The 14,789-nt window shown below is 60.3% G+C and carries 14 protein-coding genes; 9 read left to right on the top strand and 5 right to left on the bottom strand.

Annotated features, from left to right (window positions below):
* Window positions 1-116 precede the first annotated feature (116 nt).
* From epd to fba, 5 genes are all read left to right on the top strand, one after another.
* Window positions 117-1,172: an erythrose-4-phosphate dehydrogenase gene (gene epd, locus CFE47_RS06955; RefSeq protein ID WP_185709183.1), complete on the top strand. Its 1,056-nt coding sequence runs from the start codon at window positions 117-119 to the stop codon at window positions 1,170-1,172.
* A gap of 17 nt (window positions 1,173-1,189) precedes the next feature.
* The gene (locus tag CFE47_RS06960; protein WP_286836060.1) at window positions 1,190-2,353 is read left to right on the top strand and encodes a phosphoglycerate kinase; all 1,164 of its coding nucleotides are present in this window, start codon (window positions 1,190-1,192) and stop codon (window positions 2,351-2,353) included.
* A gap of 29 nt (window positions 2,354-2,382) precedes the next feature.
* Window positions 2,383-2,610, top strand: coding sequence for a hypothetical protein (locus CFE47_RS06965; protein ID WP_185709185.1), 228 nt, complete (start codon window positions 2,383-2,385; stop codon window positions 2,608-2,610).
* 27 nt (window positions 2,611-2,637) lie between these two features.
* On the top strand, window positions 2,638-2,973 hold the full coding sequence (locus CFE47_RS06970) for an MliC family protein (RefSeq protein WP_286836061.1): 336 nt from the start codon (window positions 2,638-2,640) through the stop codon (window positions 2,971-2,973).
* Window positions 2,974-3,097: 124 nt separating this feature from the next.
* The gene (fba, locus tag CFE47_RS06975; RefSeq protein WP_122488823.1) at window positions 3,098-4,162 is read left to right on the top strand and encodes a class II fructose-bisphosphate aldolase; all 1,065 of its coding nucleotides are present in this window, start codon (window positions 3,098-3,100) and stop codon (window positions 4,160-4,162) included.
* Between the two features lie 53 nt (window positions 4,163-4,215).
* On the opposite strand, the gene alr is transcribed toward fba, so the two are convergent.
* Window positions 4,216-5,445, bottom strand: coding sequence for an alanine racemase (gene alr / locus CFE47_RS06980; protein ID WP_286836062.1), 1,230 nt, complete (start codon window positions 5,443-5,445; stop codon window positions 4,216-4,218).
* Between the two features lie 143 nt (window positions 5,446-5,588).
* On the bottom strand, window positions 5,589-6,254 hold the full coding sequence (locus CFE47_RS06985; protein WP_185709188.1) for a polysaccharide lyase family 7 protein: 666 nt from the start codon (window positions 6,252-6,254) through the stop codon (window positions 5,589-5,591).
* A 309-nt stretch (window positions 6,255-6,563) separates the two neighbouring features.
* Here CFE47_RS06985 and CFE47_RS06990 point away from each other — a divergent pair, with 309 nt between their 5' ends.
* Genes CFE47_RS06990 through CFE47_RS07000 form a run of 3 tightly spaced genes read left to right on the top strand, consistent with a single transcriptional unit; the run spans window position 6,564 to window position 9,528 of the window.
* Complete coding sequence (locus CFE47_RS06990; protein WP_286836063.1) at window positions 6,564-8,669, top strand: putative bifunctional diguanylate cyclase/phosphodiesterase; 2,106 nt, start codon at window positions 6,564-6,566, stop codon at window positions 8,667-8,669.
* A 42-nt stretch (window positions 8,670-8,711) separates the two neighbouring features.
* Entirely contained in the window at window positions 8,712-9,212 is a 501-nt protein-coding gene (locus tag CFE47_RS06995; protein WP_010207148.1) for a M48 metallopeptidase family protein, read from the top strand.
* A gap of 19 nt (window positions 9,213-9,231) precedes the next feature.
* Window positions 9,232-9,528: a winged helix-turn-helix domain-containing protein gene (locus CFE47_RS07000; protein ID WP_185709190.1), complete on the top strand. Its 297-nt coding sequence runs from the start codon at window positions 9,232-9,234 to the stop codon at window positions 9,526-9,528.
* A 120-nt stretch (window positions 9,529-9,648) separates the two neighbouring features.
* Here the strand turns inward: CFE47_RS07000 and CFE47_RS07005 are convergent, their stop codons facing one another.
* Window positions 9,649-10,101 carry a GNAT family N-acetyltransferase gene (locus tag CFE47_RS07005; protein ID WP_286836064.1) on the bottom strand — a complete coding sequence of 151 codons (453 nt, stop codon included), beginning with the start codon at window positions 10,099-10,101 and terminating at the stop codon, window positions 9,649-9,651.
* 176 nt (window positions 10,102-10,277) lie between these two features.
* On the opposite strand from CFE47_RS07005, the gene CFE47_RS07010 reads away from it, so the two are divergent.
* Window positions 10,278-11,015: a substrate-binding periplasmic protein gene (locus tag CFE47_RS07010; protein WP_286836065.1), complete on the top strand. Its 738-nt coding sequence runs from the start codon at window positions 10,278-10,280 to the stop codon at window positions 11,013-11,015.
* A gap of 95 nt (window positions 11,016-11,110) precedes the next feature.
* Here the strand turns inward: CFE47_RS07010 and yccS are convergent, their stop codons facing one another.
* Window positions 11,111-13,294, bottom strand: a complete 2,184-nt coding sequence (yccS, locus tag CFE47_RS07015) for a YccS family putative transporter (protein ID WP_185709193.1) — start codon at window positions 13,292-13,294, stop codon at window positions 11,111-11,113.
* A 208-nt stretch (window positions 13,295-13,502) separates the two neighbouring features.
* Window positions 13,503-14,681 (bottom strand): BaiN/RdsA family NAD(P)/FAD-dependent oxidoreductase, encoded by a 1,179-nt coding sequence (locus CFE47_RS07020; protein ID WP_286836066.1) that lies wholly within the window; start codon window positions 14,679-14,681, stop codon window positions 13,503-13,505.
* Window positions 14,682-14,789: the final 108 nt, after the last annotated feature.

Raw genomic sequence — 14,789 nt, forward strand, 5'->3', positions numbered from 1 at the left:
GACGCCTTCGCGAGCAAGCCCGCTCCCACATTAGATCGCGGTCTAAATGTGGGAGCGGGCTTGCTCGCGAAGGCGGCGGCACATTCACCCCTTTACCCAAGGTAATCGAGAACCCCATGCCTCAACCGCGTCCCTACAAAGTTGCACTCAACGGCTACGGCCGCATTGGTCGTTGCGTCTTGCGTGCTCTGTTCGAGCGAGGGGCGGCGGCCGGGTTTGAAATTGTCGCGATCAACGATCTGGCTGACATGGCCAGCATCGAATACCTGACACGCTTCGACTCCACCCACGGCCGCTTTCCAGGCGAAGTGCGGGTCGAGGACGACTGTCTGCATATCAATGGCAACTGCGTGAAGGTGTTACGCAGTGCTACCCCCGAAGGCATCGACTGGAAAGCATTGGGCGTTGACCTGGTGCTGGAATGTTCCGGTGTCTATCACACCCGTGCCGATGGCCAGCGTTTCCTTGATGCCGGCGCGCCACGTGTACTGTTTTCCCAGCCGATGGCCAGCGAGGCGGATGTCGACGCCACCATCGTCTATGGCATCAACCAGGATTGCCTGACCGGTGATGAGCTGTTGGTGTCCAACGCCTCCTGCACCACCAACTGCAGCGTGCCGCTGTTGCACCTGCTGGATCAGGCGATCGGCCTGGATTACGTGTCGATCACTACCATCCACTCGGCCATGAACGACCAGCCGGTGATCGACGCCTATCACCACGAAGACCTGCGCCGTACGCGTTCGGCGTTCCAGTCAGTGATTCCGGTGTCCACAGGCTTGGCGCGCGGCATCGAGCGCCTGTTGCCGGAACTTGCCGGGCGAATCCAGGCCAAAGCCGTACGGGTGCCGACGGTGAACGTGTCTTGCCTGGACATCACCATGCAAACCGTCAGCGATACCGATGCGACGGAGGTCAACCGGATCCTGCGCGACGCCGCCACCAGTGGCCCGCTCAAAGGCCTGTTGGCCTACACCGAGTTGCCCCACGCCAGTTGTGATTTCAACCACGACCCGCATTCGGCGATAGTCGATGCCAGCCAGACACGCGTTTCCGGCCCGAGGCTGGTGAACATCCTGGCCTGGTTCGACAACGAATGGGGTTTTGCCAACCGCATGCTGGATGTTGCGGAACATTATCTGCACATCGCCTCTAAACAACCTCAACAGTAATTCAGGAACTGCGACCCATGACCGTGTTGAAGATGACCGACCTCGATCTGCAAGGTAAGCGCGTACTGATCCGCGAAGACCTCAACGTCCCAGTCAAGGACGGTGTTGTCACCAGCGATGCGCGAATCCTGGCCTCGCTGCCGACCATCAAGCTGGCCCTGGAAAAAGGCGCGGCCGTGATGGTCTGCTCCCACCTGGGTCGTCCGACCGAAGGTGAGTTCTCCGCCGAAAACAGCCTCAAGCCTGTAGCCGACTACCTCAGCAAGGCCCTGGGCCGCGACGTGCCGCTGGTGGCTGACTACCTGGGTGGCGTCTCCGTTGCGGCTGGCGACATCGTGCTGTTCGAAAACGTGCGCTTCAACAAGGGCGAGAAAAAGAACAGCGACGAACTGGCCCAGCAATACGCTGCGCTGTGCGACGTGTTCGTGATGGACGCCTTTGGCACCGCCCACCGCGCCGAAGGTTCGACCCACGGCGTGGCCAAGTTCGCCAAGGTCGCTGCCGCTGGCCCACTGTTGGCCGCCGAACTGGATGCACTGGGCAAGGCCCTGGGCGCGCCGGCCCAACCGATGGCTGCCATCGTTGCCGGCTCCAAGGTCTCCACCAAGCTGGACGTGCTCAACAGCCTGAGCCAGATCTGCAACCAACTGATCGTCGGCGGTGGCATTGCCAACACCTTCCTGGCCGCTGCCGGTCACCCGGTGGGCAAGTCGCTGTACGAGCCAGACCTGCTGGACACCGCCCGTGCCATCGCCGCCAAGGTCAGCGTGCCGTTGCCGGTAGACGTGGTGGTCGCCAAGGAATTCGCTGAAAGCGCTGAGGCGACCGTCAAGCTGATCGCTGATGTGGCTGCTGACGACATGATTTTGGACATTGGCCCACAAACTGCTGCCAACTTCGCCGAACTGCTGAAAGCCTCCCAGACCATCCTGTGGAACGGTCCGGTTGGCGTGTTCGAGTTCGACCAGTTCGGCAACGGCACCAAAGTGCTGGCCAAGGCCATTGCTGAAAGCTCGGCATTCTCGATTGCTGGCGGTGGCGACACCTTGGCTGCCATCGATAAATATGGCGTGGCCGATCAGATCTCCTACATTTCTACCGGTGGCGGCGCGTTCCTCGAATTCGTCGAGGGCAAAGTCTTGCCTGCTGTAGAAGTGCTGGAAACCCGAGCCAAAGGTTAAGGTTCGTGATCCGGAAAAGGAGCATTCCCATGATCAAGTCGTTGGCATTGGTGATCGCAGCGGGCCTGTTGGCCGGCTGCGGTAGCACGCCCAGCGCCAAGCCTGAGGCGGGAACGCCGGGGGCCGCGCAGAAAAAAAGCTGTTACCAGGCCGACTGGCAAGCCGAGACCATGCCGGTGATCAACAAGCGCATCGGCAATGAGCGGTTGGAGAAATACGACGCCGCGCCCAACGGTCAGGAACAGGGTTGTCCTTGACGGGTCTGATCAACACGAGGATTGGCAATGAAAGGCCTTATCGCCCTGGTATCACTGGCCCTGTTGGCCGGTTGCAGCAGCATGAACATGTTCAGTAGCAAGGCTGAGCCTGCGGACAAGTGGACCACCTGGACCTGCGACAGCAAGGCCGAGGTCAACTGGCGCTTTGCCAACCAGGCCAAATCCGAGGTGGATGTACGCCTCGGCGGTTCGGATCAGGTTTACCGCCTCAAACAAGACGTCGCCGCCTCGGGCGTGCTGTACGCCAACGACCAATTGGCGTTTCACACAAAAGGTGAGGAAGGCCTGGTTTACTGGGTTGCCACCGACGATTTGATTGGGCGCGGCTGCAAAGCTCAGTAAGCCTGACAGCAATAACGATTCAGCACGCCAGGCATGCAAACCCTGACCTGCAATAACTTGAATAGCAGCCGCCGCTACGGCAGGCTTGCACGATTAACGACCCTCGACCGGGAGAGACAACACAATGGCACTTATCAGCATGCGTCAAATGCTGGACCACGCAGCCGAGTACGGCTACGGCGTCCCAGCCTTTAACGTCAACAACCTTGAGCAGATGCGCGCCATCATGGAAGCCGCTGACAAGACCGACTCCCCCGTGATCGTCCAGGCTTCGGCCGGTGCCCGCAAATACGCTGGCGCACCGTTCCTGCGTCACCTGATCCTCGCCGCGATCGAAGAATTCCCGCACATCCCGGTGTGCATGCACCAGGACCACGGCACCAGCCCTGACGTGTGCCAGCGCTCCATCCAACTGGGTTTCAGCTCGGTGATGATGGACGGCTCCCTCGGCGAAGACGGCAAGACCCCAACCGACTACGAATACAACGTGCGCGTTACCCAACAAACCGTCGCCCTGGCCCACGCCTGCGGTGTATCGGTTGAAGGCGAGCTGGGCTGCCTGGGGTCGCTGGAAACCGGCATGGCTGGCGAAGAAGACGGCATCGGTGCCGAAGGCGTGTTGGATCACAGCCAGATGCTGACCGACCCGGAAGAAGCCGCTGACTTCGTGAAAAAGACCCAAGTTGACGCCCTGGCCATCGCCATCGGCACCAGCCACGGCGCCTACAAGTTCACCAAGCCGCCTACCGGCGACGTGCTGGCTATCGACCGCATCAAGGAAATCCACAAACGCATCCCGAACACCCACCTGGTGATGCACGGTTCTTCCTCGGTCCCGCAAGAGTGGCTGGCGATCATCAACCAGTACGGCGGCGACATCAAAGAAACCTACGGCGTACCGGTTGAAGAAATCGTCGAAGGCATCAAGCACGGCGTGCGCAAGGTCAACATCGACACCGACCTGCGCCTGGCGTCCACCGGTGCGATGCGTCGCCTGATGGCCACCAACCCGAGCGAGTTCGACCCACGTAAGTTCTTCGGCGCGACTGTGACTGCGATGCGTGATGTGTGTATCGCTCGCTACGAAGCCTTTGGTACTGCCGGTAATGGTTCGAAGATCAAGCCGATCTCGCTGGAAGCGATGTACCAGCGTTACCTGAAAGGTGAGTTGAACGCTAAGGTCAACTAAGCCCTCAAGCGTTCAAGAGAAGCCCGCAGTGATGCGGGCTTTTTTGTGGCCGATTACTTATCCACCAGTACTTTCGGATTCGAGTTACCCCATACCGTATACAGATCCGCCAGCAGCGCCCCGTTGACGTCCTCAACTTCCGCCTGCGTGGTCTCCACTTTCCCCTGCTTGCCAAACAACACCACCTCATCCCCACTCTTCACCGTGGGCACATCGGTCACGTCCACCATCAACGTGTTCATCGACACCTTGCCCACCACCGGCACGCGGTGCCCGTTGATCAGCACGATGCCTTTGTTGGTGAACGCGCGGCGATAGCCGTCGGAGTAACCCACGGTGATGTTCGCCAGCTTTGAGTCCCGCGCCAGGGTGTAGGTGCGGTCGTAGCCAACCGTGTTGCCCTTTGGATAGCTGTTCACCGAGGCCACGTGGGACTTGAACTGCATCACGCGTTTGTATTCGGTAAAGGTCGGCACGGTATCGCCAAACAGCAGGCCGCCGGGGCGGACCATGTCCAGGCGTGCTTCCGGCACTTCCAGGGTGGCGAAGGAATTGGCCGCGTGCAGGGTGATCTTGCTGCGGTCCAGTTGGGCGACGTTGATCAACCATTGCGCCTGTTCGTTGAAGGCCTTGAGCCCGGCGCGTACATCGGCGGCGTCTTCGACGGCGAAGTGGGTCATGATCGCCTTCACTTCCAGGTTCGGCACCTTGGTGATGGCGACGGCATCGCGACGGCCTTGTGCAGTGGTCATTTCCACGCCGTTACGGCTCATGCCGCTGGAGTTCAAGCCCAGGTGCACCACCAGCGGGCGGCCGTGCTGCTCGGCGATGAGGCTGGCGCGTACGGCGAAGTCGAGGTTGCCCACCAGTTCTTCGACGTTGTATGGCAGTGCGGCTTCCAGCTCACTCAAGGCGGCGGTGCGTACGCGGATCAGTTGGCCTTTGAAGCCGCTTTCGCGCACTACGCGGATTTCTTCGTTACTGGCGACGCCGACACAGGGCACGCCCAGTTGAATGATCGAAGGCATCAGCAAGCCGATGCCATGGCCGTAGGCATCCGCCTTGAGGACGGCGCAGATTTTCGACTTGTCGGCGAGGGTGGCTTGCAGGGTACGGATGTTGTGTTCGAACGCAGCTTTGCTGATTTCGACCCAGGCGTTGCTGTCCTGGGTGTGCACTTGCGCCACCCCGTCGGTCATCGACAGTGGCGGGGCGGCGAAGGTTGGGTTGTGCAGCAGAACCAGGCCCATGGACAGGGCGAGCAGGGAACGAGAGAAGGGCATTTGAGCAGTCTCCATGACTTTTCTTATCGAGGGCTGTGCGCTAGCGCGGCGCCATACTCGGATCGTCCTACAAGAAAGTCGATACCCTGGTCGCGGTTCTGTCCTAAAGCGTCGTGGGAGAGGGGGCTGAAGCGAATCAGCGGTCAGTCGTGGTCAATATCCAGCTTGGCAAACGTCACCCGCGCGCCTTCCTTGCTGTTGCCGCTGTTGTCCTGCACGTACGCGCCAGCCTTGAAGTACAGCGGCTTGGCCCCCCACGCGGCACCGATGCGTTCGTTCCACTCGCCATCCGCCGCGTACACGCTAAGCAGCCCGGCCTTATTGAGATTAATGACATAGGTGAAGCTCTTCTCCAGCGGCACGTTGGAGGCGACGATGATCGTGCGGCCTTCGTCTTCGTCCGGGCGCATGCGCACCTTGGCAACGATATTGCCGGTCTGGGTCTTCTCCTTGAATTGGTATTCCAACTTGATCAGCGGTTTTTGACTGTCGTACGCGTGAATCTGGCCGATAACGATTTTGCCGCTGGACGGCACCTGGTTGACGGCCAAAGTGGCGCGCAGGAAGTTGTTGGCATCGGGGTAGGTCCAGTTGCGCAGGCGGCCATCGGCGTAGGTTTCGCGCAGTTCGCTGCGGGGGTAGATAGCGTTTTCGGTGCGAGTGCCGGTGACGGGGGTCCAGAATTGCACGTTGCTGCCTTCGGCCTGGAAATATTGGTCCTTGAAGCCGCTAAGCAGTTTCGGGGTGTCGATGGTCGCCGGCGGTGAGCCGACAGGAATGCTTAGGTTCCAGGTGGAGAGGTCGATCATGGCAGGTGCCTTTTACTGGGGGTGAAGACTTTGGCCCGCAGGCCAGACAGCTTCTTTATAGGCGGTGCTCGCTTGCTTGTTAAACATTTGCTGGCAATTTATTGGCGCCAAATGAATGCCAAAATGCCATGTTTCCCACGGACCGGGGCCTCCAGCGACTGACCGTTAGTCGGCTTCCCGAACTTTGGCGTCATGATGACACCCAGTTCACTTCTGATTTTTCGGAACCGAGGCTAGAGTGAGGCCTCAGAGTTTGTCCGGGTTTTCTGTCAGAATTGACCGGAGTAGCTCCCAAGGAAGATAAGTAGCATGGAATGCGCTCCACAACACGGCGATAGCAGTTCGGTTCTTTTGGTGGTCGATGACTATCCGGAAAACCTCATCAGCATGCGCGCACTTTTGCAGCGGGAAGACTGGCAGGTGATCACCGCCAGCTCTGGCCTGGAAGCGCTTGAACTGTTGTTGGTGCATGAAGTCGACCTGGTGCTGCTGGACGTCAAGATGCCCGTCATGGACGGCTTTGAAGTAGCCCGCCTGATGCGCGGCAGCCAGCGCACGCGGATGACGCCGATCATCTTCCTCAGCGCCAATGCGCAATCCGCCGCCGCAGTGCTCGAAGGCTATGCCAGCGGCGCGATCGACTACCTGTTCAAACCGTTTGACCCGCATATCCTCAAGCCCAAAGTCCAGGCGTTGCTGGAACACCAGCGCAATCGCCGGGCCTTGCAGCGCCTGAGCCTGGACCTGGAGTCCGCTCGCGCCTTCAATGCCTCGGTGCTGGACAACGCCGCCGAAGGCATTCTGGTGGTGGGGCAGGAGGGCGTGATCCAGTACGCCAACCCGGCGATTTCGCGCCTGCTCAATGCCACGATGGATGAGCTGCAGGGCCAGGACTTCCTCAACTTCCTACAAAAACCCCATGTGCCCTCCTGGCCCGAGTCGCAGATGTACGCCGGTTACCGCAAGGGAGAAACCTGGCGCCTACACGACGCGATCCTGCGCACTGGCCGTGGCCAGCAAGTGCCGGTGGCCTTGTCCTGTGCGCCATTGCCTGCCGAGCAGAGGGCCATGGTCGTCACCGTGCTGGACATGTCCGAGGTGCGCCACCTGCACCAGCAACTGGAGTTCCAGGCGGTTACCGACCCGTTGACCGGGCTGCTTAACCGACGCGGCTTCTATCAAGCGGTCGAGAACAGTTTGCTGCGCGGTGAGCGCGGCGATCAGTCGTTGGTGTTGCTCTACCTGGACCTTGACGGTTTCAAGCGGGTCAACGACTCCCTGGGGCATGACGCCGGTGACCGGGTGCTGCGCTGGGTGTCGGAGCAACTGCAGGGCTGCCTGCGCTCCTACGACATTCTTGGGCGCATGGGCGGTGATGAGTTCACCGCGCTGCTGGAGCTGGAGTTCCCGGAGCAAGCGGCGAAAATTGCGGAAAAACTGATCGAAAGGGTGTCGATCTGCCAACAGGTCGATGGCCTGGACGTGATGCTCGGCGTCAGCATCGGTATTGCGACCTTCCCTGACTGTGGCTCGGATTTGAATGGCCTGCTGCGCGCGGCTGACATCGCCATGTACGAAGCAAAGCGCGCGGGGCGTCAGCAGTATCGCTATTACGACCAGGAAATGAACGGCCGCGCCCGTTCCCGGCTGATGCTGGAAGACAGCGTACGCACGGCGATTCAAAACAAGGATTTCAGCCTGGTCTATCAGCCTCAGGTGTCACTGGAGGACGGTCGTTTGCGCGGGGTCGAGGCGCTGTTGCGCTGGCAACATCCCAGCGTGGGCGACGTGCCGCCGGGATTGTTTTTGCCGTTGCTGGAAGAAGCGCGGCTGATCAGCCAGTTGAGCGCCTGGATCTACCAACAGGTCGGCGCGCAACGCCAGGCCTGGCAAACCACGTTCGATGATGAGCTGGTGCTGAGCGTGAGCCTGAGCAGCAACCAGTTCAACATGCCCAACCTGGCCAACCAACTGCAGCAGGTACTGGACCGACATGGGCTACAAGGGCGGCAGTTGGAAGTGGAAATCAGTGAAGACAGTTTGATGAGCAATCTGGAAGAGTCCGCCAAGCAGCTCAAGCTGCTGCGCCAGATCGGGGTACGCATCGCCCTGGATGACTTTGGTTCGGGCAGTTGTTCCCTGTCCCATCTGCGCGACCTGGCATTCGACACCCTCAAGCTTGACCCGCAATTGGTTGCGCGCCTGCCGGGCTCGGCACGGGACGCCGCATTCGCCCGCAGCATTATCCAGTTATGTGGGCATTTTGATGTGTTGGTGGTGGCCGAGGGTGTGGAAAACCACGAGCAAGCCCAGTGGCTCAAGGCCAATGGCTGCGTGTTTATCCAGGGGGCATGGGCGGCGCAACCGTTGATGGCCGAGGAAGTCGCCGGCTGGTCGCACCCTCGGTTACGTTGAATTCGCTACACTGGCGGCCATTCGAACCCTGTTGCAGAACCCATGACCGCACTGAAATACCTCCAGGCCTATCCCGCTGCCCTTCAAGAGCAAGTGCGCCAACTGATCGCCAAGGACCAGTTGGGTGCCTACCTGGAACAACGTTACCCCGAACGTCACGCCGTGCAGAGCGACAAGGCCTTGTACGCCTACGCCTTGGCCTTGAAGCAGGAACACCTGCGCAACGCCCCGGCCATCGACAAGGTGCTGTTCGACAACCGGCTGGACCTGACCCACCGCGCCCTGGGCCTGCACACCACGATTTCCCGCGTGCAGGGCGGTAACCTCAAGTCCAAGAAAGAGATTCGCATCGCCGCGTTGTTCAAGGAAGCGGCGCCGGAGTTTCTGCGCATGATCGTGGTACACGAACTGGCGCACTTCAAGGAATCGGACCACAACAAGGCGTTCTACAAACTCTGTGAATACATGATGCCGGGCTACCATCAGGTGGAATTCGACCTGCGGGTGTACCTCACGTATCGCGACCTGCAGGGCAAGCCCTGACCGCACAAGGCGATTGACCATGGAAGTGAGCAAGACCAAAAGCAGTTTCTACCGTCGCCTGTATGTGGCGTATTTGATCGACAGCGGGCAGGCCAGCAATGTACCGGCGCTGACCGACGCCACCGGCATGCCCCGGCGTACGGCGCAGGACACGATTGCCGCGTTGGCGGACTTGGATATCGTGTGTGAGTTTGAACAGGAAGACGGTGCGCGCAATCATGCGGGGCACTATCGGATTCGCAGTTGGGGGGCGATTGACCGGGGGTGGATCGAGGCTAACCTGGCTTCGGTGAAGCAGGTGTTGGGGTATCCCTGAGACCTGTGTGGGTTGGTCTAATGCCATCGCAGGCAAGCCAGCTCCCACACTGACTGTGTTCACAAGTCTAGCTATGCGAATGCAGTCAGTGTGGGAGCTGGCTTGCCTGCGAAGAGGCCCTCAGACCCGGCGCATACCTATGTGCGGAATATCATCCTCAAGGTATTCCTCCCCCGCCACCACAAACCCATACCGCCCGTAATACCCCTGCAAATGCGCTTGGGCCGACAGGAAAATCGGGGTTTCAGGCCAGATTTCCTCAATCTGCCGAAGGGTCTCTTCCATCATCTGGTGCCCAAGGCCAGTGCCTCGCGCCACGGGTGCCACGATCACGCGGCCGATCACCACATCACCGCCCTGGAACTCCGGGTCCAGCAGGCGCAGGTAAGCCACCAGCTGGTCATCCTGCCAGGCCATCAGGTGGTGGGTGTCGCCGTCCAGGTCCTGCCCGTCGATGTCCTGATACACACATTTCTGCTCAACGACGAACACTTCGCCCCGCAGGCGCAGGATGGCGTACAGCTGCTCCTTGCCGAGGTCAGTGTGATGTTTGCAGACCCATTCGACTGTCATGGTGAGTTCTCTTATTAATGTCTGCTTCGGATAGTAAGCGCGGCAGCGGTTTGTGTCTAAATCGGCTATTTTTGTGAGTGAAATCAATTTGCCATCATTGAATGCGTTCGCCCTGCGTTTCTTTGTGTAATCTTCAACTACTGTTAGATCCTCAGTGCCCGCCAAGGACCGTAAGCATGCCGCGATTTTCTCGTGCCGTTGCTTTGATTGGAGTGTTGCTGTTTTCCCAGCCAGTGTTCGCCCAGCGCTTGCGCCTGGTGGCGGATGCGTGGCCACCGTTTACCGATGCCACGTTGATCAATGGTGGCTTGGCGACCGATATCGTCAGTACGGCCCTGGCGCGTGCGGGCTATGCCAGTGATTTTGAACAGGTGCCTTGGGCGAGGGCGTTGATGGGCGTGGGTGATGGGCGTTATGACGTGCTGGTCAACGCCTGGTACGACGATGCCCGCACGCAGCTGGGGCAGTTCTCCGGCGAATACTTGCTCAACCGTGTGCGCTTCATGAAGCGTCGCGACGACAGCATCGACTTCCAGAACCTGGAGCAACTGCACGGCTACCCCATTGCAGTGGTGCGTGGTTACGCCTATTCGGCGGCGTTCGATTCGGATGCACAGCTACAGAAAGTCCCGGTGCACAACTTTGCCATGGCCGTACGCATGTTGGCGGCGCAGCGGGTGCGGCTGACGGTAGAGGACGAGTACGTGGCGCGCTACTACCTGTCGCGCGAATCGGCGCGGGTGCGCAATGCGGTGGAGTTTTTACCCAAGCCGTTGAGTGAAAACAGCCTGCATATCCTGGTGAGCCTGAAGAACCCCGAGCATGAGCAGATCGTTGCAGGTTTTGACCGGGAAATTGCCAAGATGAAGGTCGATGGCAGTTATGCGCGGTTGATGAGGCAGCATGGGATGTAGCGTCTGGAAGGGCCTCTTCGCGAGCAAGCCCGCTCCCACATTTGACTGTGTTCACAAATCAAAACTGTGGGAGCTGGCTTGCCTGCGATAGCGATCTAAGCCTCGCCAGTTTCCTTGATCAGGTGCGCAGCCAACGTCCGCAACGGCCCCAACTGCCGGCAAATCAACGCCAACTGTGTCTGCACCAACCGTTGCCCCTCATCGATCTCGTCCGGCATCTGCTCCAGGTCCGCCGCCAGCGCTTCCTCGGCATCACTCTGGATCGCAATCGGCTGCTTGTTGGCCAACCCGGTGGCGATTTCATCGATGCTCGCCGCCAGCGTATTGCCGGCCCCCTCGATCAAATGCTCGCGCACTTCGGCCGGCAACTGGGTCTCACGGTGCGCGCCGAGCCCCGACAAGTAACTGAGCAACGTGTGCGACAACACCAGAAAGCGGAAGCCCACATCGGCCTCCTTACGGAAGTGCCCCGGTTCCATCAGCATATTCGCCAGGGTGGTCGACAGCGCGGCATCGGCGTTGTGCGCGTTGCGTCGGGCCAGTCGATAGGCCAAGTCGTCGCTCTTGCCGGCGGCGTATTGCTGCATGATTTGGCGCAAGTAGATGCTGTTGCAGGTCAGGGTGTTGGCCAGCACTTTGTTCAGGCGTCGACCTTGCCAGTCCGGCAGGAACAGGAACACCGCCAGGCCGGCGATCAGGCTGCCGAGCAAGGTATCGAACAGGCGCGGCAGGAACAGCCCGTAGCCGTCGCCCACCTGGTTGAAGCAGAACAGCACCATCAACGTGATTGCCGCTGTGGCCAGGGTGTAGCGGGTGGTGCGGTTGATAAAGAACACCAGGCCCGCGGCGATGGCGAACATCGATTGCACCAGCGGGCTTGGGAACAGGTCGAACAGCGCCCAAGCCACCGTAAGGCCGATGGCCGTGCCGATGATCCGCTGGCCGAGCTTGCGCCGCGTGGCGCCATAGTTGGGCTGGCACACGAACAGCGTGGTAAGAATGATCCAATAACCCTGGGACGCATGGATCGCATGCAGCATGCCGTAGCCGACGGTCAGTGCCAGGGACAGGCGCAAGGCATGACGGAACAGCAAGGAGGTCGGCGTCATCTGGGTGCGCAGGCGCGTCCACATCTCCTTCAGATTGCGCGGGGCGCGATCCAACAGGTTGCTGTCGGCGGCATCGGCCAGTGAGTCGGGGTTGCTGGCGTCGCTGAGCAGGCGGTCCAGGGTGGACAGGTTGGCCGCCAGGGCACGCAGCGAACGCAGCAGGCCGCGCCAGGCCGGGTTGCTTTGAATGCGCAGGTGTTCGAGAGAGGCGTTAAGGTCGCCCAAGGCCTCCGCGAAGCTGTCGTCGTAGATGAACGGCTGGCGCAGCTGGATCGACTCGGCCAGGGTCTGGCAGGCCTTGCCCTGCTGGCGCAGCAGGCGTTGGCAGCGGAACAGCACGTCGCTGTGGAAGAACGCTTCAGCCAGCGCGTTGTAAGGGTAGTGGGAGGAGCTGGCGCGTTCGTGGATGTCTTGGGCGAGAAAGTACAGCTTGAGGTAGCGACTGACCTTCGACCCCGGTCGACCGTTGCCCACGCGGTGCAGAATGATTTCCTTCGCGGCGTTCAGCGCGGCCACCACACGGCCATTTTGCTGGGCCAGTTCCAGGCGGCGGGCTTCCACATCCAGTTGGCGGATCGGTTCGAACAATGACGACTTGAGCTTGAGGTAACGCCCCAGTTCCCGGAACAGCCGCGCCAGGCTTTGTTGCACCGGCTGGTTGGAAAACAGCGCCTGCCACAGCACGGAAAGCGCGCCATACCAGGCGGCGCCGGCCACCAGCAGCAGGGGCTCATGCCAGAAATCCGAGACCGCACCGCCGCGCTGGTCCACGCCGATCATGGTGTACACCGACAGAATCAGCGTCGCCGACGCAATCGCGCCATAGCGTTCGCCGAGGGCGCCGAGCATGGTCAGGCCGAACGTGGCCAAGGCCAGGGCAATCGCGAAGATCCACGGATAAGGGAACAGCAGCTCCACCGACAGCGCGGCGATGCTGAAACACACCAGCGTCACGGCGAGCGCATTAAGGCGGCCTTGCCAACTGTCATCGGTCTCGGCCAGGGCACTGGCGATAATCCCCAGGAACAGCGGGATCAGCAGGGTCATTTCATCTTGATACCAGCACAGCGCCATGCTGCCGGTGAGGGCGATGAATACCCGAACGCTGTAACTGAATTTATCCAGCGCCCACAGGCGCCGCATGGACTGCTTGAACGAGGTCGATGACATGAAGTCTGGAGTCTTCCGGGACGATGCCGCTAAATTGAGCCATCAGTGACGTCACGGCAAGGGTGGTGATCACATCTGCTGGCAAATTATTCCCAAGCGCACCACAAAACCAATGTGGGAGCTGGCTTGCCTGCGATAGCGGCGGTGAATTCACCATTGCTATCGCAGGCAAGCCAGCTCCCACAGTTTGACCGAGTACATTCCTCAGTCAGGCGTATTGCGCCGCGGCGTAGCCCGACGCCCACGCCCACTGGAAGTTGAACCCGCCCAGGTGACCGGTCACATCCAACACTTCGCCGATAAAGTACAACCCTGGGCTTTTCAGTGACTCCATGGTCTTGGACGACACCTCGCGCGTGTCCACCCCACCCAGCGTCACCTCGGCCGTGCGGTAGCCCTCAGTGCCCGCCGGCACCAACTGCCAGCTGCCGAGTTTTTGCGCGATATCGGCAATTTCTGCATGGGTGTACTGCTTCATCGGCTTGGACACAAACCAGGTCTCGGCCAGCAGGTTGGCCATCTTTTTGGTGAAGATCTCGCCCAGCAGGGTTTTCAGCTCGCTGTTGGGACGCTCGGCCTGTTGCTGTTGCAACCAGGTGTGCGCGTCATGGTCGGGCAGCAGGTTGATCTCCACCGTGTCGCCGGGCTCCCAATACGACGAGATCTGCAAAATCGCCGGGCCACTGAGGCCACGGTGGGTAAACAGGATGTTCTCGCGAAAGCTCTGGTCGTTGCAGCTGACCAGGCAATCCACTGAGGTGCCAGACAGTTCGCCGCACAACTCCTTGAGCTGGTCGGTAATGGTGAACGGCACCAGCCCGGCGCGGGTCGGCAGCAGTTCATGCCCGAATTGCTTGGCAACCTGGTAACCAAACCCGGTGGCGCCCAGTGTTGGAATCGACAGGCCGCCGGTGGCGATCACCAAGGATTCACAGCGCAGTTCGCCCAAGGTGGTTTGCAATTGGTAGCCGCTGTCGACCTTGGCGATCTCTTGGATCGAGGTGTCCAAGTGCATGCTCACGCCAACCTGGATGCACTCGTCGAGCAGCATGCCGAGGATGTCACTGGACTTGTTGTCGCAGAACAGCTGGCCGAGCTTCTTCTCGTGGTACGGCACGCCGTGCTTGGCCACCAGCCCGATAAAGTCCCACTGGGTATAACGGGCCAGGGCGGACTTGCAGAAGTGCGCGTTGTGCGAGAGGAAGTTGGCCGGCTCGGTGTACATGTTGGTGAAATTGCAGCGGCCACCGCCGGACATCAGGATCTTCTTGCCGGCCTTGTTCGCATGGTCGATCAACATCACCTTGCGCCCACGCCCGGCGGCGGTCAGTGCGCACATCAAGCCTGCGGCGCCGGCGCCAATGATCACAACTTCGGTCGAGCGCACAGCAAAGTCCTCACAAAAACTTAATATGAAATGCAATCAAATGTGGGAGCTGGCTTGCCTGCGATAGCGGCAGTGAATTCACCATCGCTATCGCAGGCAAGCCAGCTC

It is taken from the genome of Pseudomonas sp. PGPPP1, from assembly GCF_002255865.1.
Lineage (GTDB): Bacteria > Pseudomonadota > Gammaproteobacteria > Pseudomonadales > Pseudomonadaceae > Aquipseudomonas > Aquipseudomonas cremoris.